Annotated in this window: 14 protein-coding genes; 7 read left to right on the top strand and 7 right to left on the bottom strand. The window is 71.0% G+C overall.

Annotated elements, in window-relative coordinates; all coding sequences use genetic code 11:
- The first annotated feature begins 68 nt into the window (after positions 1–68).
- Genes OG259_RS06500 through OG259_RS06490 form a run of 3 tightly spaced genes read left to right on the top strand, consistent with a single transcriptional unit; the run spans position 69 to position 2,340 of the window.
- Positions 69–623 (top strand): HD domain-containing protein, encoded by a 555-nt coding sequence (locus OG259_RS06500; protein ID WP_328941334.1) that lies wholly within the window; start codon positions 69–71, stop codon positions 621–623.
- Complete coding sequence (locus OG259_RS06495) at positions 620–1,264, top strand: RNA polymerase sigma factor (RefSeq protein ID WP_328941333.1); 645 nt, start codon at positions 620–622, stop codon at positions 1,262–1,264. The genes OG259_RS06500 and OG259_RS06495 overlap by 4 nt, the downstream gene beginning before the upstream one ends.
- Positions 1,261–2,340, top strand: coding sequence for a CU044_5270 family protein (locus OG259_RS06490; RefSeq protein ID WP_328941332.1), 1,080 nt, complete (start codon positions 1,261–1,263; stop codon positions 2,338–2,340). The genes OG259_RS06495 and OG259_RS06490 overlap by 4 nt, the downstream gene beginning before the upstream one ends.
- A 3-nt stretch (positions 2,341–2,343) precedes the next feature.
- On the opposite strand, the gene OG259_RS06485 is transcribed toward OG259_RS06490, so the two are convergent.
- Complete coding sequence (locus OG259_RS06485) at positions 2,344–3,279, bottom strand: glycerophosphodiester phosphodiesterase (protein WP_328941331.1); 936 nt, start codon at positions 3,277–3,279, stop codon at positions 2,344–2,346.
- A 249-nt stretch (positions 3,280–3,528) separates the two neighbouring features.
- Here OG259_RS06485 and OG259_RS06480 point away from each other — a divergent pair, with 249 nt between their 5' ends.
- Positions 3,529–4,266 (top strand): IclR family transcriptional regulator, encoded by a 738-nt coding sequence (locus OG259_RS06480; protein WP_328941330.1) that lies wholly within the window; start codon positions 3,529–3,531, stop codon positions 4,264–4,266.
- 177 nt (positions 4,267–4,443) lie between these two features.
- The gene (locus tag OG259_RS06475) at positions 4,444–4,914 is read left to right on the top strand and encodes a hypothetical protein (RefSeq protein WP_328941329.1); all 471 of its coding nucleotides are present in this window, start codon (positions 4,444–4,446) and stop codon (positions 4,912–4,914) included.
- A 77-nt stretch (positions 4,915–4,991) separates the two neighbouring features.
- Here OG259_RS06475 and OG259_RS06470 read toward each other — a convergent pair whose 3' ends face one another.
- The 4 genes from OG259_RS06470 to OG259_RS06455 form a co-directional block, all read right to left on the bottom strand.
- Positions 4,992–6,434: a GH1 family beta-glucosidase gene (locus OG259_RS06470; RefSeq protein WP_328941328.1), complete on the bottom strand. Its 1,443-nt coding sequence runs from the start codon at positions 6,432–6,434 to the stop codon at positions 4,992–4,994.
- 61 nt (positions 6,435–6,495) lie between these two features.
- Positions 6,496–7,413 carry a carbohydrate ABC transporter permease gene (locus OG259_RS06465; protein ID WP_328941327.1) on the bottom strand — a complete coding sequence of 306 codons (918 nt, stop codon included), beginning with the start codon at positions 7,411–7,413 and terminating at the stop codon, positions 6,496–6,498.
- Between the two features lie 4 nt (positions 7,414–7,417).
- The gene (locus OG259_RS06460; protein WP_328941326.1) at positions 7,418–8,422 is read right to left on the bottom strand and encodes a carbohydrate ABC transporter permease; all 1,005 of its coding nucleotides are present in this window, start codon (positions 8,420–8,422) and stop codon (positions 7,418–7,420) included.
- Between the two features lie 90 nt (positions 8,423–8,512).
- Positions 8,513–9,856, bottom strand: a complete 1,344-nt coding sequence (locus tag OG259_RS06455; RefSeq protein ID WP_328941325.1) for an ABC transporter substrate-binding protein — start codon at positions 9,854–9,856, stop codon at positions 8,513–8,515.
- A 371-nt stretch (positions 9,857–10,227) separates the two neighbouring features.
- Here OG259_RS06455 and OG259_RS06450 point away from each other — a divergent pair, with 371 nt between their 5' ends.
- Entirely contained in the window at positions 10,228–11,259 is a 1,032-nt protein-coding gene (locus tag OG259_RS06450) for a LacI family DNA-binding transcriptional regulator (RefSeq protein WP_328941324.1), read from the top strand.
- Between the two features lie 188 nt (positions 11,260–11,447).
- Here the strand turns inward: OG259_RS06450 and OG259_RS06445 are convergent, their stop codons facing one another.
- Both OG259_RS06445 and OG259_RS06440 read right to left on the bottom strand, forming a co-directional pair.
- Positions 11,448–13,193 (bottom strand): glycoside hydrolase family 6 protein, encoded by a 1,746-nt coding sequence (locus OG259_RS06445; RefSeq protein ID WP_328941323.1) that lies wholly within the window; start codon positions 13,191–13,193, stop codon positions 11,448–11,450.
- Positions 13,194–13,326: 133 nt separating this feature from the next.
- Positions 13,327–14,889, bottom strand: a complete 1,563-nt coding sequence (locus tag OG259_RS06440) for a cellulase family glycosylhydrolase (RefSeq protein ID WP_328941322.1) — start codon at positions 14,887–14,889, stop codon at positions 13,327–13,329.
- Between the two features lie 272 nt (positions 14,890–15,161).
- Here OG259_RS06440 and OG259_RS06435 point away from each other — a divergent pair, with 272 nt between their 5' ends.
- Entirely contained in the window at positions 15,162–18,074 is a 2,913-nt protein-coding gene (locus OG259_RS06435; RefSeq protein ID WP_328941321.1) for a glycoside hydrolase family 48 protein, read from the top strand.
- Positions 18,075–18,247: the final 173 nt, after the last annotated feature.

The following is an 18,247-nucleotide window of genomic DNA, read 5'->3' as shown; positions in this document are numbered from 1 at the left end:
CGGGAGTGGAAGCGGGCGCCGGCGGTAGGGCGGGACGGCGGTCTCCGGTACCCCGCGATGATGGGGCGATGAAGACTCTCGCCGAGGTGGACGCGCTCGCCGACCGCGCGCACGCCGGACAGACCGACAAGATCGGTGCCCCGTACGTCGAGCACGTCCGCGCCGTCGCCGCCGGCCTCGAACCGCTCGGCCCGCACCTGGCCATGGCCGGCCTCCTCCACGACGTCGTCGAGGACACCGCCTGGACGGCGGAACGACTCCGCGCCGCCGGCATCCCGGACCACGTCGTCGCCCTCGTCGAGGCCGTCACCCACACGCCCGGCACGCCGTACGAGGAGAAGATCCGCCGCATCACGGAGGACCCCGACGCCACCCTCGTGAAGATCGCCGACAACGCCCACAACAGCCGGTCCGACCGAGCCGCCGCACTGCCGCCCGACAAGCGGGAGCGGCTCGCCGCCAAGTACCGCGCGGCCCGGCAGACGCTGTGGGCCGCGGCCGACCCCGAGCACATCGCGACGATCCTGCGCATCGTCAATCCCGAACTCCTGGAGGAGCTGACCCCGCGATGTGACCCGGGTCACGGGAACCCGCTCCGGCGGCCGGACAGACGAGAGACGTGAACATCGACCTGCGCGCACGCATCCGGGACGGAGACCCCTCGGCCTTCGCCGAACTCTTCGACTCCTACGCCCGGAGCGTCTACAACCACGCCTTCCGGCTGACCGGCGACTGGTCCGTCGCCGAGGACGTGATGGCGGCGACCTTCCTGGAATCCTGGCGGCTGCGGCAGAAGGTGGACCCCGAAGGGGGTTCGCTCCGGCCCTGGCTGCTCGGCGTCGCCACCAACGTCTCCCGCAACCACTGCCGGGGCAACCGCCGATACCGGGCCGCCGCCACCGCGTACGCCGCCGCCGGCCCGCCGGAGGCCTCGGTGCCCGACCACGCCTCCGAGGTCGCCGGCCGCATCGACGACCGGCGCCGCATCGCCGCCACCCTGAAGGCGCTCGGCAGCCTCCGCCGCACCGAACGCGAAGTCCTCGTCCTCTGCCTCTGGGAGGGCCTCGCCTACACCGAGGTCGCCAGGGCCCTGCGCGTCCCCGTCGGCACCGTCCGCTCCCGGCTCTCCCGCGCCCGCGCCAAGCTCCGCACCGGCGCCGAGGAAGAACTCGCCCGGGAGAAACGGGAACCCGACTCCCGCACCCGACAGACAACAGGTGATCGCGTGAACGCGGTCCGGCCCGCGCAGGAAGGAATCCGATGAACCCCGACCCGGACAAGACCCGTACGGCGAACCGGTACGAGACCGGAGACCTGCCGGCGATCGAGGAGCACGACCTTCCTCAGGGCCGCCACCAGTTCCACAAGGAGCGCCTGATGAGCCAGATCCACGACGACCGCCGCGCCGCCGCCGAGACGCGCGCCTCCGCCGGGCGCGCGCGCAACCCCTTCCTGCGGAAGAGCATCCTCCTGCCGGCCGCCACCGCACTCGCCGGAGCACTCGCCGTCGGCGTCCTCGTCCTCACCCCGGGCGGCGGCGTCGACCCCGTCGACCGTGCCACCGGCCCCGCCCTCACCACCACCATCGGCGTCGCCGACGCCAAGGGCGCGCCCCGGCTCCTCGACCGCATCTCGCTCGCCGCCGCGGCGGCCGAGGCCCCCCACGGCCGGGCCGGCCAGTACATCTACATCGAGACGCGGTCCGCGAACACCTATGTGCGGACCGTCGACGGCGAGAGCAGCCTCGTCAGCGACCCCCTGCACACCCGGCAGTCCTGGCGGTCGCCCGACGGCCTCAAGGGCTGGCTGATCGAGCCCGGCAACACCGGCCCCGAGGGCCTCACCCTCGAAGGCCGCGACGAACAGGGCAACGTGCCGAAGTCGCACCTCGGTGCGCCCTCCCACGACTACCTCGCGACCCTGCCCACCGACCCCGACGCGCTGCTGCGGAAGATCTACGAGGAGACCGAGGGGCAGGGCCGCGGCAAGGACCAGCAGGCCTTCACCACCATCGGTGACCTGCTCGGGGAGAGCTGGCCGACCCCGAAGCTGACGGCGGCCCTCTACCGGGCCGCCGCGAAGATCCCCGGTGTCGTCATGGTGGACAGCGCCACCGACGCCGCCGGCCGCAAGGGCGTCGCCGTCGCGCGGCTCGACGAGACCAGCGGAGAGCGCACCGAGTGGATCTTCGACAGCAAGACCTTCACCTTCCTGGGTGAGCGCACCGTCCAGGTCAAGGGCAACAGCGGCGAGGGCGGCCTGATCAAGCCCGGGACCGTCGTCTACACCCACGCGATCATGGTCCGGGCCTTCGTCGACGACATCAAGGTCGTGCCGTAGTCCTCAGGACACCTGTCCGGACAACCAACCGCCCAGCTCTGTCGGGCGGTTGGTGATGACCCCGTCCACGCCCAGCGTGTCCAGTGCCTTCCAGCGGGCCGGGGTGTCGACCGTCCAGACGTTCACGGCGACACCCGCCGCGTGCAGCTCGCCGACCAGCCCCGGGCGGGTGGAGAGGGCCTTGTCCGAGGTGTTGTACGCCGCGAGGTGAAGGTCCTCTGCGAGGGAGACCGGGTCGGCGTCCAGGGTGTCCCGCAGCAGGCCCAGCGGCAGTTCGGGGGCCAGCTCGTGGACGTACTGCAGATGCGGGACGTCGAAGCTCTGGACGAAGACCCGGTCGCTCATGCCCTGTTCGCGCACCACCTCGACGATCCTGCGCACCTGGGCGTAGGTGTGAGGGCCCTTCACCTCAAGGAGCAGCTTCCCGCCGCGCTCGCGCAGGTCGGCCAACTGGGCGGCGAGCGTCGGCACACGGGTGCCCGCGTAGGCCGGGGCGAACCAGGAACCGGCGTCCAGGGCGTCCAGCTCGGCGGAGGTCAGCGAGCGGATCGGGCCCGTACCGTCCGTCGTCCGGTCGACGGTCGTGTCGTGGAGGATGTACGGCACGCCGTCCTCGCTGGGCTGGACGTCGTTCTCGATCCAGACGGCGCGGCCCCGCCGGGCCACCTCGTCGGAGACCAGGGTGTTCTCCGGGGCGGCCGAGGAGGCGCCCCGGTGGGCGATCACGGTCAGCGGCGCCCCTGCCTTGCGCATCCAGGGGCTCGCCGCCGCGGCGGCCCCCGCCGCCGCCGGAGCCGGAGCCGGTCCGGGCGCGGACCGCGAGGGCGGGGCGCCGACGACGAACGCGGTCGCGAGCCCGGCGACGGTGGTGACCACGGCGACCAGGCCGGCGGTCCTGCGCCGACGGGTCCGGACGGCACTCGGGTGACGGTCTCTCATGTCCGCACACCCTAAGTGGTGACGCGCCGATCGGGCCGGACCGGGGCGCGGCGTCTCGTGTCGTGCCCCGGGCGTGTCCGGAAGCCCCGCCCGGCCCGTGACGCCCCGCACGACCTGGGGCCCGCCCCTCGACACGACGGACGGCGCGAGCCCTTCGCCGGAATCGACCGGTCTGCGGCATGGTGGGGGACATGCCCGGAGCCGCGCCGTCGGGGGTACGCGGCCGGGCGCGGCGAGTCGGGGGGACTCATGGACGGCGGTACGGGAAGCTCGTCGGGCAGAACCGGGCACGGACAGGCGGGCGACCAAGGGCCCGCGCCGGCCCGTGGCCGGGGCGTACTCGAAGGGGCGTTCGCCCTGCTCGACGCGCTGCGCCGGAACGGCGACGAGGCGGGAGTGACCGAACTGGCGCTCGTCTGCGGAGTACCCAAGGGCAGCGTCCACCGGCTGCTCGACCAACTGGTCACGCTCGGCGCCGTCGAACGGAAGGGCAACCGCTACCGCGTCGGCCCCCAGCTCTACCGCCTCGGCCAGGCCTGGGAGCCGCACCCCGGGCTCCGCGCCGCCGCCCGGCTGCCGCTCCAGCGGCTCCGCGCCGCCACCGGCGCGAGCGTGGTCCTCGCCGTGCTGCGCGAGGACATGGCGATCACCGTCAGCTCGGTCCCGGGAGACCTCGAACCACTCCTCCCCGTACGGGACGGCATCGCGTTCCGGCTCGACACCGCCGCGGGGAAGGCCCTGCGGGGGCCACTCCGCGGCGGCGCGGTCCTCGACCGGGAGGACGTGATGGCCGGAGTGTGCTGCGCCTCGCTCCCGGTCCGCACCCCCGACGGGCGTACGGTCGCGGCGCTCGCCGGCCTGGTGCCCGCGGGCCGCCCGCTCGACTCGCTGGCCCGGGGCGTCGCCGAGGCGGGAGCCGCGATCAGCCGCGCACTCGCCAGGGGCGGGCCGCGAAGACCCGTCCCGACGACCGCGCTCGTGCTCTGAGCGAGCCGCGAGCCGCTCTGGCACGGCGCTGTTCCGCCCAGCGGAACGCGCGTAGAACCGGGACGACGGGCCGGGCACAGTGGGTGTCGTGCCGAGGGGAACGGCACACCGGCCCCGCCCCCACGAGGCGGGCCGCAACCACCGTCACGCGAGTGACACGATGTGTGGGGGGACCACATGCGCAAGAACCGAATCGCCCGAACCGCCGCCACCGCCCTGCTCGGACTCGGCAGCGTCGCCGCCTTCGCCGGCACCGCCCAGGCCGAGCCGATCGACTACGTGCGGATCGAACTGGTCGAGCTCCACTGCCAGAAGAACAGCGAGGGCGACCACGACGAGGCGTACCTCAAGATCACCGACGCCAACGGCAACGCCGTCAAGGTCTGGCCCGGCAACGGCGTCAAGTACCAGACCATGGGCACCGGTTACGTCCGCTCCATGGCTGACGGAAACGGCAACGCCGCCCTCATCCTCGGCAAGGAGCAGGCCCGCACCCTGACCCTGTGGGACTACGACTCGACCAGCGGCGACGACAAGCTCGGTGCCACGCTCGTCACCGGCAGCGAGGTCGGCGCCGAGACCCAGTGGCGCTCCGTGGAGGGCTCCGGCGGCGTGTACGTCATCGGCTACCGCGTGATCGACATCTGACCCACCCCCGGTACGTGAGGAAGGCCGTGCCCGAAATCCGGCACGGCCTTCCTCACCTGCGGGGGATCCGCGCGGGATCAGTCGCCGTCGGGAGCCCGCAGCTCACCCGACCGGGCCACCCGCGCGTACCAGCGGGCGCTGGACTTCGGGGTCCGCTCCAGGGTGTCGTAGTCCACCCGGACCGCGCCGAAACGCTTCGCGTAGCCGTACGCCCACTCGAAGTTGTCGAGCAGCGACCAGAGGAAGTAGCCGCGTACGTCCACCCCGTCCGTGATCGCCCGGTGCACCGCCTCCAGATGCGCGTGCACATAGGCGGCGCGCTCCGGGTCGTGCACCGAGCCGTCCGGGCCGACCACGTCCTCGTACGCCGCCCCGTTCTCGCTGATGACGAACGGGAGTCGGGGGTACGCGTCGGACATCCGGGTCAGCAGGTCGTACAGGCCGCTCGCGTCGACCGGCCAGCCCATCGCCGTCCGCTCGCCCGGCGCCCGGTGGAAAGCGACCGTGTCCGCGCCGGGCCACGGCGAGTGTTCGCTGTTGCCGTGCCCGTCGTCCTGCGGCTTGTCCGCCCCTTCCTGAACCTGCGAAACGACCGTCGGCGTGTAGTAGTTGATCGCGAGCAGGTCCAGCGGCTGCCGGGCCGTCGCGGTGTCGCCGTCCTTGACGAACGACCAGTCGGTGAGCTGCGCCGTGTCGCGGATCAGATCCTCGGGGTAGGCGCCCTCCAGCATCGGACCCAGCCAGATCCGGTTGCCGACCGCGTCGATGCGGCGGGCCGCGTCCCGGTCCTCGGCGGAAGCCGTGAGCGGCCGCACCTCGTGCAGATTGAGCGAGACCGAGAGCTGCCGGTCGGCGGGCAGCGAGGACCGCAGCGCCTGGACCGCGAGCCCGTGCCCGAGGTTGAGGTGGTGGGCGGCCCGCAGCGAGGCCACCGGGTCCGTACGACCAGGGGCGTGCACCCCGGAGCCGTACCCCAGAAAGGCGCTGCACCAGGGCTCGTTGAGGGTGGTCCAGCGGGTCACCCGGTCGCCGAGGGCGTCGGCGACGATCCCCGCGTACTCGGCGAACCGCTCGGCGGTCGCCCGCTCCGGCCAGCCGCCGGCGTCCTCCAGCTCCTGCGGCAGGTCCCAGTGGTACAGGGTGAGCGCCGGCTCGATCCCGGCGGCGAGCAGCTCGTCGACGAGCCCCCGGTAGAAGTCCAGTCCCTTCTGCACGGCCGGGCCCCGCCCGGTGGGCTGCACCCGGGACCAGGAGACGGAGAACCGGTAGGCGTTCAGGTCGAGTTCGGACATGATCGCGACGTCTTCGCGGAACCGGTGGTAGTGGTCCACGGCCACGTCACCGGTGTGGCCCTCGAAGACCTTGCCGGGAGTGTGCGAGAAGGTGTCCCAGATGGACGGGGTACGGCCGTCCTCGGCCGCCGCTCCCTCGATCTGGTACGCGGCGGTGGCCGCGCCCCAGAGGAAGTCGGACGGGAACGAGCGGGTGGCGGTGAGCGGCCGGGTATCGGACGCGGTCATAGGAGAGCGCTCCCAACGCGGGTACGGGGTAGGTACGTTCGGTACGGAGAGGGGTGGCCGGTCAGCTCTTGACGGCGCCGGCCGTGATGCCGCCCACGATGTGCTTGCCGAGGAAGGCGAAGACCAGGAGGAGCGGCACGGTGGAGATGAGGGCGCCGGTCAGGACGACCGCGTGGTCCACGGTGTGGTTGCCCGCGCCCAGGCCGGCGAGTGCCACCTGGAGGGTGGGGTTGCCGTCGGGTGTGAGGGCGATGAAGGGCCAGAAGAAGTCGTTCCACGACTGGACGAAGACCAGCATGCCGAGTACGGCCATGGCGGGCCTCGCTACGGGGAACACCACGTGCCAGATGATGCGGAGGCTGTGGGCGCCGTCCATCCGGGCCGCCTCCACCAGCTCCATCGGCAGTGCCTCCACCAGGAACTGGCGCATGAAGAACACGCCGAAGGCGGCGACGAGCGAGGGCAGGACGACCGACTGGAGCTGGTCGAACCAGCCGAGGTCGGTGATGATCTGGTACAGCGGGATGACGCTGAGCTGCGGCGGGATCGTCATGGTGGCGACCACCAGGGAGAGCAGCATGCCCCGGCCCCGGAAGGGGAGCTTGGCGAAGGCGAAGCCGGCCAGCGTGGAGAACAGGACCGTGGACAGGGACACCAGGCTCGCCACGATCGTGGTGTTGATCAGCGCCTCGCCCATGTCGACCTGGTTCCAGGCGAAGCTGAGGTTGTCCAGGAGGCGGTTGCCGGGCAGCAGCGGCGCCGGGGCCTCCACGACCCGCTCGCCGGTGTGCGAGGCCGCGACCACGTTCCAGTAGAGCGGGAAGAGCGAGACGAAGGCGGCCGCGACGAGCAGCACGTAGGTGAGCGGTCCGGCGTGGTGCTGGCGGCCGGCGGTCTGCCGGAACCGGCGTCCGGGCCGGGTCCGCGCCGCGGCGGGGGTTCCGGACTCGGCCGGGCGCCTGTCGAGTGTGTGCGCCATGAGGTCAGCCCCCCAGCTTCTTGCGGTTGTGGCGGGAGACGAGCGCCTGGACGCCGCCGACGATCAGCAGGAGCAGCAGCATGACCCACGCGATCGCCGAGGCCTGGCCCAGTGCGCCGGTCACCCACCCCTTCTCGTACATCAGCAGGCTCAGCGTCTGGAACTGGTTGCCGCTGCCGCCGCTGATGCCGACGCTGCCGCCGAAGAGCATCGGCTCACCGAAGAGCTGGGTGGCGCCGATCGTGGACACGATGATCGTGAAGAGGATGGTGGGCCGGATCGAGGGGATCGTGACGCTGACGAACTGCCGCCAGCGCGAGGCCCCGTCGAGCGAGGCCGCCTCGTACAGGTCCTGTGGCACGGCCTGCATGGCGGCGAGGTAGATGAGCGCGTTGTAGCCGGTCCAGCGCCAGGTGACGATCACCGAGATGGCGATCTGCGCCGGCCACTTGGACGACTCCCAGTTCACCGGGTCGAAGCCGAACCAGCCCAGGAAGCCGTTGATCATTCCGTAGTCGGTGTTGAACAGCTGGGCGAAGACCAGGGTCGCCGCCGCGATCGAGGTGGCGTACGGGGCGAGGATCGCGACCCGGAGGAAGCCCCGGCCGCGGAGCTTGTAGTTGAGCAGATGCGCCAGGCCCAGGGCCATGAGCAGCTGGGGGACGGTCGAGATGACCCCGATGGTGAAGGTGTTGACGAGCGCGTTCCAGAAGAACTCGCTGGTCGCGAGGTCGGTGTAGTTCTCCAGACCCTTCCAGGTCGGGTCACCGCCGAGTTCGACCCGGTGGAGCGAGAGCCAGCCCGTGTAGATCAGCGGGAAGAGGCCGAAGGCGGCGAAGGTGAGGAAGAAGGGGGCGACGAAGACGTACGGGATCGCCTTGATGTCCCAGCGGTAGAGCGTGCTGCGCCAGCCGCCGGAGGAGGAGCGGCGGCCGCGCGGGCCGGGGGAGGAGGGCGGTGCGGCGGGCGGCGGGGAGCCGTCCGGCTTCGCCCGAACGGAGGTGGCCACGGGGGCGTCCTTCCAGGGTCGATGCGTGCGGTGGTGCGGACGGTGCCGGTCCGCCGCCGGCGGGCGGCGGCGGACCGGCAGGTGTCCCCGCTAGTGGTCGATCTTGTCGTCGACCAGCTTCTTGACGTTCTCCCAGGCCTTGGCCGGGTCGGTGCCGCGCTGCTCGATGTCGAGGATGCCGTTGTCGGTGAGGAAGGTCTTCACCTGGCCGTCGTAGCGGCTGATGGCGGCGGGGGTGATGCCGGCCGCCGCGCTGGAGAAGATCTTGCCGACGGGGGTGTCACCGAAGTACGGCAGCTTCGCCTCCTGGACCGCCGAGGAGGTGAGCGTGTCCTTGGACGAGGGGATGTTGCCGTTGACCGCGAACACCTTGGCGTGCTGCTCGGGCGCGGTCAGCCAGGCGGCCAGTTCGGCGGCCTCCTTGGTGTGCTTGCCCGCCTTGGGCACGGCGAGGAAAGAGCCGCCCCAGTTGCCGGCGACGGGCGGCGCGGCGATGTCCCACTTGCCCTGGTTGGCGGGGCCGGCCTGGTCCTTGATGATGCCGGTCATCCAGCTGGGGCAGGCGACGGTGGCGAACTTCGAGTTCTTGAAGGCGGCGTTCCAGCTGCCCTTCTCGTCGAACTGGCGCAGCTTGGCGGTGAGTCCGCCCTGGGCGGCCTTGACCGCGGTGTCCCAGGCGTTCTTCACGCCGGGGCTGTTCTCCCAGTCGAGTTCGCCGCTGGTGTTGGCGTACTGCACCGGGTCGCTGGAGACGACGGCGTTGAAGAGACCGCTGGCCGAGTCGTGGAAGGAGGTGCCGGCGGGGGCGGCCGCCTTGTACTTCTCGCCGGTCGCGATGAACTTGGCCCAGTCGCCGGCCCACAGCTTGCCGACGGCGTCGCGGTCGGTGGGCAGCTTGGCCTTGGCGAAGAGGTCCTTGTTGTAGCAGATGGCCATGGGGCCGATGTCGGTACCGAGAGCGATGACCTTGCCGTCGCCGGTCGTCGCCTGCTTGACCTTCCAGTCGAGGAAGGCGTCGATCTTCGAGCCGCCCTCCTTGCTCAGGTCGACCCACTTGTTCGCCATCGTCGTGCCGGTCGCCTCGGCGATGTAGCCGACCTCGACGGCCTGGATGTCGGCGACGCCGCTGTTCTGGCCGAGGCGCAGCTTCAGCGTGTCCCAGTACTTCTGGCCGTCGGAGACGTTCGACTCCTCGATCTTGATGTTCGGGTGGAGCCGCTCGTACTCGGCGTAGAGCTTCGCGCCGGTCTTGTTGTCGTAGCCGAAGGAACCGAAGGTCCCGATCCGCAGCGTGATCTTCTCGGTGCTCTGGCCGCCCTTGCCGCCGTTGTCGTCGTCGCTGCCGCAACCGGTGAGCAGGGTCGTGCCGGTCACGACGACGGCGACCGCCGCGATCGCCGCACGGCGTCCGCGTCTGCTGCTGGAAGTGCGCATTCCACTCTCCTCGTCCAAAGGTGGTGCTCGTTGTGCGCCAAGAGGCCCGGCCGGCTGATCGCGGCTCGGCGGCGCCCGCCAGGACCTGATGCAAGGCTGTGCGCATCCCGGATGGGAGCGCTCCCACGTCGTTGCCGGAAGGTTGCTGCCTGGCGGGTGCGGGTGTCAAGACATGAACGCGGATTCGTTACCGGAAGGTTTTCCGGGGGTTTCGCGGGCCTGGGCGGGGATCATCGCGTCATCTCCTGAACGCACCCTCGTGGCGCGAGGAGAGGGGCGTGGACTACGGTGGGAGCGCTCCCATTGGTGCTTCCGTTCCCGGCGGGGCCGTGGTGAGCAGCGCGTTGTCCTACGAGGGGAGTTCGGGAGTTGTGAGCGGACGGCAGAGCGGCAGACCCACCCTTGAGGAGGTCGCGGCCAGAGCCGGGGTCGGCCGGGGCACGGTCTCCCGGGTGATCAACGGCTCCCCCCGGGTGAGCGAGCAGACCAGAACGGCCGTCGCCAGAGCCGTCGCCGAACTCGGCTACGTACCCAACCAGGCCGCCCGCGCGCTGGCCGGCAGCCGTACGGACGCGATCGCCCTCGTCATCCCCGAGGCCGAGGCGCGGCTCTTCGCCGAGCCGTACTTCCTCGATCTCATCCGTGGGGTCAGCGCCGAACTCGCCGAGGCCGACAAGCAGTTGCTGCTCACCCTGGTCCGCAGCGAGCAGGAACGGCAGCGCTTCGAGCAGTACCTCGCCGCCCAGCGCGTCGACGGCGTCCTGCTCGCCTCCGTCCACGGCGACGATCCACTGCCCGAGCGCATCAGGGAACTGGGCCTGCCGGTCGTCATGAACGGCCGCCGCTCGGAGGCCGAGCCCGTGCCGTACGTCGACTCCGACAACATCGGCGCCGGACGGGCGGCCGTCGCCCACCTCGTGGGGCGCGGCCGGAGGCGTATCGCCACCGTCACGGGGCCGCTCGACATGTACGTGGCGCGCGCCCGGCTCGGCGGCTACCGCGCCGGTCTCGCGGAGGCCGGACTCGCGCCCGACGAAGCGCTGGTCTCGGCGGGCGACTTCACCGAGGAGGGCGGCCGCCGGGCCATGCGGCTGCTGCTCGACCGCAGCCCGGACCTGGACGCGGTCTTCGCCGCCTCCGACGTGATGGCGGCCGGGGCGCGCGCGGCCCTGCGGGAGGCGGGCCGCCGGGTGCCCGAGGACGTGGCCCTCGTCGGGGTCGACGACTCGCCGGTGGCGCGGCTGATGGACCCGCCGCTCACGAGCGTGCGTCAGCCCATCGAGGAGATGGGTCGCACGATGGCCCGGATGCTGATCCAGGAGATCCAGGGGATCGCGGAGGCACCGGAGGAGCCCCGCCGGCACGTGCTGCCGACGGAGCTGGTGGCACGGGGCTCCTGCTGACGGCGCCTCGGGTTCCGGCGGTGGCCGGAGCCTTCGTCGTCCTCGCGCGGACGCGCGCAGGCCCCCACCGGGGCCTGCGCGCGTGCGGGTACGGTCGCGGGCCCCGCCGGGCCTCTGTGTGCGCACACGAAGACTCCCGCGGCCCGCCGGGACCTGAGGTCCGGCCGGCCGCGGGGCCTCGCGGGGTCCTACAGCGCCGGGTAGGCGTTCTTCATGAGCTCCTGGAACTGGGCCGAGAACCACTGGCCCGAGATCGGGGCGTCCGGCAGCGCGCCCGACATGCTGTTCCCGTTACGGGCGTTGCCCGTGTACGTCGGGTCGCACATCCGGTCGAAGCCCTTGCCCTCGTTGTTCGGGATCTCCTTGGAGGCGCCGTCGGACTCGCCCGGGGGCTTCATCCAGACGTACGCGTCGATGCCCGCGGCAGGCGCCGCCTGGGGCCGCTCGCCGAGACCCGCGCCGGACTGGTTGCACCAGTTGCCGAGGTGGATGCGACGGTCGTACTTGCCGCCGTTGACGTACGTGTCGACGGTGGTCGTCGGGCCCGCGGCGGTGGGCCGGGCGGTGCCGCCCCAGCCGTTGCGGGAGGTGTCGATCAGCATGCCGAGGCTGCTGTCGAAGCCGAGCGAGACGAGCTTGGTGCGCATCGCCTGCGCGTACGACAGTTCGTCGGTGTACCGGTTCCAGTCGACCCACTTCGACTGGCGCACGGAGACGCCGTTCACGCTGTCGTCGATGGTGAAGTGGTCCTCCTTCAGGGCGCTGTAGTTGGCGGTGTTGACGATGAAGCCGTGGACGTTGGAGACCGTGGAGCCCTCGGCCGTGGCGGCCTGCTTGAACAGTTCGGCGGAGGCTCCGAAGTTGTCGTCCCAGCCCAGCCAGCCGTGGTGGCCGGCGTCCACGTAGTTGTAGACGTTTCCGATCGCGCCCAGCTTCTTCAGGGCGTAGCCGACGCCGGTGATGTAGTTGCCGTTGGCCTTCATGACATCGCAGTTGGCCGTGGCGGTCGGGCGTCCGGAGACGTTGGTGACCAGGTTGGGCAGCGAGTCGATCTCGACCGTGGTGACGATCCGCAGGCCCGCGTACTTGGAGTCGGCGAGGATCGCGGCGATCGGGTCGATGTACTCGGTCTTGTAGCGGCCGATCTCGGTGGGGCCGAGCTCACCGTTGGAGGCGAGTGCGGCACAGTCGCGGCCCGGCAGGTTGTAGACGACCAGCTGGACGACGAGCTCGCCGGAGCCCTTCTGCTTCAGGGCCTCGTCGAGGTGGGCGCGCAGGCCCATGGAGGTGGCGGAGCCGTTGATGGCGGCGATCCGGTCGAGCCAGACACCGGTCGGCTGACCGGAGATCTTGGTGCCGCCCGGCTCGGCCGCGGCCTTCGCCGCCCATTCGGGGTTCACGTACACCTTGGCGCCGGCGTACGGGTTGTCGGCCTTGGAGCCGGCCGGCGGCGTGGTGGGCGGCGTCGTCGGCGGGGTGGTCGGGGGAGTGGTGGGCGGGGTGGTCGGCTCGGTCGCGCCGTTGCAGGTGACCCCGTTGAGCTTGAAGGTCGCGGGCACGGCGTTGGTGCCGCTGTACGAGCCGTTGAAGCCGAAGGAGGTCGAACCGCCCGTGGCCAGGGTCCCGTTGTAGGAGACGTTCTTGGCGGTGACGGCGGCACCGGACTGGGTGATGGTGGCGTTCCAGCCCTGGGTGACCTGCTGGTTGCCGGCGTAGGACCACTCGACGGTCCACGTGGCCACCGGGTCACCGGTGTTGGTGACGGTCACGTTGGCGCCGAAGCCGGTGCTCCACTGGTTGGTGATCTGGTAGTCGACCTTGCAGCCGGGAGTGGCGGCGCCGGCGGTGGCGGTGCCGAAGACGGTGGCGGTGGCGCCGGTGGCCGTGATGAGGCCGAGGGCCGCCAGGAGGGCGGTGCGGCTGGTGCGGCTCATGCGGGTGGGGATTCCTTTCAGGGAGTGAGACCGCGCAGGTGATCGCGCGGTCCGATCAGGGGGTGTGAGGACGCGCAGGTGATCGCGCAGTCCGGTCAGGGGGTGAGACCGCGCAGGTGATCGCGTGGTCCGATCAGGGGGTGAGGACGCGCAGGTGATCGCGCAGTCCGATGCCGAACGCGGTGGGAGTGCCGTCGTACGAACTGATCAGCGCGGGACCGGAGTTGCAGTTCCAGGTGTTCCAGGTCCAGCCCAGGTACGAGAGGCCGCGGTCGTCGAACCACTTCATGACGCGGTCGATGAACGCGTGTCCGCAGGTGTTCTCACCGATCTCGCCCGCGAGGAGAGGAACCTCGGCGGCTACCGGGGCGAGGGTGTCGTTCCAGCACGTCTCGTCGGCGCAGGTGTTGAAGTTGTAGACGTGCCAGGCGGCGGCCAGATTGCCCGCCGGGTCCGTGGGGCGGTACGTGAGCCACTGGCTCAGGTCGTTGGAGTACGCGATGCCCGGGACGAGGACGAGGTTCTTCGACCCCGTGGCGCGGACCGCGTCCAGCAGGTCCTGCATGCCGGCGACCTCGTAGCCGATGCCGGGGCAGGTGCCGCCGTCGCGCCAGCAGGACCAGGCCTGGGTCGCGGTGGAGGTCGCCCGGTCCGGATAGGGCTCGTTGAACAGGTCGAAGACGACCCGCTTGTCGTTCTTGAAGGTGTTCGCGACCGAGGTCCAGAACGCCGGCGTGTACTGGGCGTCGGGCATCGGCTTCTGGCAGGAGGCGTGGACGTCGGCGCAGCCCGCGGAGTTGCCCGTGTACTGGCCGTACGTCCAGTGGAGTTCGACCACCGGGGTCATACCGTGTGCGATGACCTTGGCGACGAGGTCCTTCACGGCGTTGATGTAGTTCGTGCCCCGGTACTCGGGCTTGATGTTGTCCAGGCCGAGCCAGCACTCCTCGTTGAGGGGAATGCGGACCGTGTTGGCCTTCCAGTCGGCGATGGCCTTGACCGAGGCGTCGTCGACGGGACCGTCCCAGATGCCGTAGCCCTGGACGCACATGAACTCGCCGCCGGAGCGGTTGACGCCGAGCAGGCGTCGGGTGGCGCCGTTCTGGTCGGTGAACTTGTTGCCGGACACGCTGAGTTCGGGCGCACCGGAGACCGGGGTCGGCGTCGTCGGGGGAGTGGTGGGTGGTGTCGTCGGGGGTGTCGTGGGTGGTGTGGTCGGAGGCGTGGTGGGTGGTGTCGTCGGATCGGTGGGTGTGGGAGTCGGCGTCGGGGTCGTGCCCGAGTCGCACGGCGTGCCGTTGAGCGTGAACGCGGTGGGCGCCGTGTTGGCACCCGACCAGGAGGCGATGAAGCCGCCCGAGATCTTCGCGCCCGTGCCGAGCGCGGCGTTCCAACTCTCGTTCACGACCGTGACGTTCGTCCCGGACTGGGACCACTTGCCGCCCCAGCCCTGACTGACGACCTGGCCGGCCGGGAAGCCGAAGCCGAGGCTCCAGCCGTTCAGCGCGGCACTGTTGTTGGTGACGGTGACGGCACCCTGGTAGCCGCCGGCCCACTGGCCGACGACCGAGTACTCCACCGTGCAAGCGGGTGCGGCCGCGGCTCCTGAGGCCGTACCCATGAGGGCGAACGCGGTGCTCGCCATCGTGAGCGCCACTCCGGAGAGCAGCGCGGACAGACGTGGGGGATGTCGCATGAGCGAGTCCTCGCAGCGAGGGCACACCCCTGACGGTGTGCCGACCGGACGGATTCGCTCCCACTGGTCGGGCAGACCGTAGCGGCAACTGCCGCCAAGGAAAAGAGGGGTTGGGTAAATTCCCCGGCTTTTGACTTCGACTTCTCACACACCTTGACGGCGTTGGGCCCCAACTGCACAGTGGGAGCGCTCCCACTGGTTCAAAGCTTGACTGTCAGGCCTTCCCGCTCTTCGCTCCCCCGACCTTCCGAGCCGCGAGGAGAACCACCCGCATGCCACGCCTCCGCCCCAGAACGCGACCACGCCGGCAGCTGACCGCGCTGGCCGCGGCGCTCACCCTCCCCCTCGGTCTCACGGCCGTCGGCGCCACCACGGCCCAGGCCGCCGACGTGCAGTGCAGCGTCGACTACAAGACCAACGACTGGGGTTCGGGCTTCACCGCCGAACTCACCCTCACCAACCGCGCCACCACCGCGCTCAACGGCTGGACCCTCACCTACGCCTACGCCGGTGACCAGAAGCTCACCAACGGCTGGAGCGGCGTCTGGTCCCAGTCCGGCAAGAACGTCACGGTGACCAACGCGTCCTGGAACGGCACCCTCGCCGCCGGGGCCGCCACCACCACCGGCGCCCAGTTCACCTACAGCGGTGCCAACGCCGCCCCCAGCTCGTTCGCGGTCAACGGCACCCCCTGCACGGGCGCCCATCAGCCCCCGGTCGCGGTCCTGACCAGCCCGGCCGCCGGGGCCGTGTACAGCCAGGGCGACGCGGTGCCGCTCGCCGCCACCGCCGCCGCGGCCGACAGCGCCACCGTGAGCAAGGTGGAGTTCTACAGCGACACCGCGCTCCTCGGCACCGACACCACCGCGCCCTTCACCTACAGCGCGGCCGGCCTCGCCACCGGCTCCCACTCCCTCTACGCCAAGGCCTACGACAGCCTCGGCTCCTCCGCCGAGTCGGCGCCCGTCGGCATCACCGTCGCCGCGGGCCCCGCGCTCGTCGCCGCCCCGAGCCAGCTCGGGGTACGCCAGGGCGCCACCGGCACCTTCGACCTGAAGCTCTCCACCGCCCCCACCGCCAACGTCTCGGTGAGTGTCGCCCGTACCTCCGGCAACACCAACCTCACCGCGACCCCCGCGACCCTCACCTTCACCCCGGCGAACTGGAACACCGCCCAGAAGGTGACCGTCGCCGCCGCGGCCACCGGCACCGGCTCCGCCGTCTTCACCGCGACCGCCCCCGGCCACGCCAAGGCCGAGGTCACCGTCGCCCAGCTGGCCGCGAACTCCACGTACGACGCCCGCTTCCTCGACCTCCACGGGAAGATCACCGACCCGGCCAACGGCTACTTCTCGCCCGAGGGCATCCCGTACCACTCCGTCGAGACCCTGATCGTCGAGGCCCCCGACCACGGGCACGAGACGACCTCGGAGGCGTACAGCTACCTCATCTGGCTCCAGGCCATGTACGGCAAGATCACCGGCGACTGGACCAAGTTCAACGGCGCCTGGGAGACCATGGAGAAATTCATGATCCCCACCCACGCCGACACGCCCACCACCTCCTCGTACAACGCCGCCAAGCCGGCCACGTACGCGCCCGAGTGGGACCTGCCGTCCCAGTACCCGGCGCGGCTCGACTCCGGGGTGACCTCCGGCGCCGACCCGATCGCCGCCGAACTCAAGAGCGCGTACGGCACCGACGACATCTACGGCATGCACTGGATCCAGGACGTCGACAACGTCTACGGCTTCGGCAACGAGCCCGGGAAGTGCTCCGCGGGACCGACGGCGACCGGCCCCTCGTACATCAACACCTTCCAGCGCGGCCCGCAGGAGTCCGTCTGGGAGACCGTCACCCACCCGACCTGCGACAACTTCTCCTACGGCGGCAGGAACGGCTACCTCGACCTCTTCACCGGGGACGCCTCCTACGCCAAGCAGTGGAAGTTCACCAACGCCCCCGACGCCGACGCCCGCGCCGTCCAGGCCGCCTACTGGGCCGACCTCTGGGCCAAGCAGCAGGGCAAGGGCACCCAGGTCTCCGCCACCGTCGGCAAGGCCGCCAAGATGGGCGACTACCTGCGGTACGCGATGTTCGACAAGTACTTCAAGAAGGCCGGTGACTGCGTCGGCCCCACCACCTGCCCGGCCGGCACCGGCAAGGACAGCGCCCACTACCTGATGTCCTGGTACTACGCCTGGGGCGGCGCCACCGACACCTCCGCCGGCTGGTCCTGGCGCATCGGCTCCAGCCACGCCCACGGCGGCTACCAGAACCCGCTCGCCGCCTACGCGCTCAGCGAGTACGCCCCGCTCAAGCCCAAGTCGACGACGGGCGCGGCCGACTGGGCGACCAGCCTCGACCGGCAGCTGGAGTTCTACCGCTGGCTCCAGTCCGACGAGGGCGCCATCGCGGGCGGCGCCACCAACAGCTGGCAGGGCCGCTACGCCACCCCGCCCGCCGGCACCCCCACCTTCCACGGCCTCTTCTACGACGAGAAGCCCGTCTACCACGACCCCGCGTCCAACCAGTGGTTCGGCTTCCAGGCCTGGTCCATGGAGCGGGTCGCCGAGTACTACCAGCAGACCGGTGACGCCGGGGCGAAGACCGTCCTCGACAAGTGGGTCTCCTGGGCGCTGTCCAAGACCACGATCAACCCGGACGGCACCTACCGCATCCCCTCCACCCTCCAGTGGTCCGGCGCGCCCGACACCTGGAACGCGGCGAACCCCGGCGCCAACGCCGGACTTCACGTCACCGTCGCCGACTACACGAACGACGTCGGTGTCGCCGCCGCCTACGCCAAGACCCTCACCTACTACGCGGCCAAGTCCGGCCACGCCGAGGCCAAGCGGGTCGCCAAGGCACTCCTCGACGGCATGTGGGACCACCACCAGGACCCGCTGGGCATCGCCGTCCCGGAGACCCGCGCCGACTACAACCGCTTCGACGACCCGGTCTACGTGCCGAGCGGCTGGACCGGCGTCATGCCGAACGGCGACGCGGTGAACTCCTCGTCGACCTTCGCCTCGATCCGTTCCTTCTACGAGAACGACCCGGCCTGGCCGAAGATCGAGGCCTATCTGGCGGGCGGTGCCGCGCCCGTCTTCACCTACCACCGGTTCTGGGCCCAGGCGGACATCGCCCTGGCCATGGGCTCGTACGCGGAGCTGCTCGAATAGCAGCCGCCCCGCACGGAGCGGCTCCACGTACGACGAGACCGGGCGGACCCCGAGGGGGGGGCCGCCCGGTCCTCCGCCGTTCCCGACCGGCCCAGGCCCTCTCCGGGGCTTCACCAAGTGCCTCCTGTCGTGCGCGAATTCCCTGTCCCCCAGGGTGAGTACGCGTACTCAGG

This window comes from Streptomyces sp. NBC_00250 (genome assembly GCF_036192275.1).
GTDB lineage: Bacteria > Actinomycetota > Actinomycetes > Streptomycetales > Streptomycetaceae > Streptomyces.
Note: the sequence above shows the minus strand (reverse complement) of the source record. Positions and strands in the feature narration are given on the sequence as shown.

What these genes read in the sequence shown, in the direction of transcription:
- OG259_RS06500 (WP_328941334.1), top strand. Translation starts at nt 69, where the DNA reads ATGAAGACTCTCGCCGAGGTGGACGCGCTCGCCGACCGCGCGCACGCC.
- OG259_RS06490 (WP_328941332.1), top strand. Translation starts at nt 1,261, where the DNA reads ATGAACCCCGACCCGGACAAGACCCGTACGGCGAACCGGTACGAGACC.
- OG259_RS06485 (WP_328941331.1), bottom strand. Translation starts at nt 3,279, where the DNA reads ATGAGAGACCGTCACCCGAGTGCCGTCCGGACCCGTCGGCGCAGGACC.
- OG259_RS06480 (WP_328941330.1), top strand. Translation starts at nt 3,529, where the DNA reads ATGGACGGCGGTACGGGAAGCTCGTCGGGCAGAACCGGGCACGGACAG.
- OG259_RS06475 (WP_328941329.1), top strand. Translation starts at nt 4,444, where the DNA reads ATGCGCAAGAACCGAATCGCCCGAACCGCCGCCACCGCCCTGCTCGGA.
- OG259_RS06470 (WP_328941328.1), bottom strand. Translation starts at nt 6,434, where the DNA reads ATGACCGCGTCCGATACCCGGCCGCTCACCGCCACCCGCTCGTTCCCG.
- OG259_RS06465 (WP_328941327.1), bottom strand. Translation starts at nt 7,413, where the DNA reads ATGGCGCACACACTCGACAGGCGCCCGGCCGAGTCCGGAACCCCCGCC.
- OG259_RS06455 (WP_328941325.1), bottom strand. Translation starts at nt 9,856, where the DNA reads ATGCGCACTTCCAGCAGCAGACGCGGACGCCGTGCGGCGATCGCGGCG.
- OG259_RS06445 (WP_328941323.1), bottom strand. Translation starts at nt 13,193, where the DNA reads ATGAGCCGCACCAGCCGCACCGCCCTCCTGGCGGCCCTCGGCCTCATC.
- OG259_RS06440 (WP_328941322.1), bottom strand. Translation starts at nt 14,889, where the DNA reads ATGCGACATCCCCCACGTCTGTCCGCGCTGCTCTCCGGAGTGGCGCTC.
- OG259_RS06435 (WP_328941321.1), top strand. Translation starts at nt 15,162, where the DNA reads ATGCCACGCCTCCGCCCCAGAACGCGACCACGCCGGCAGCTGACCGCG.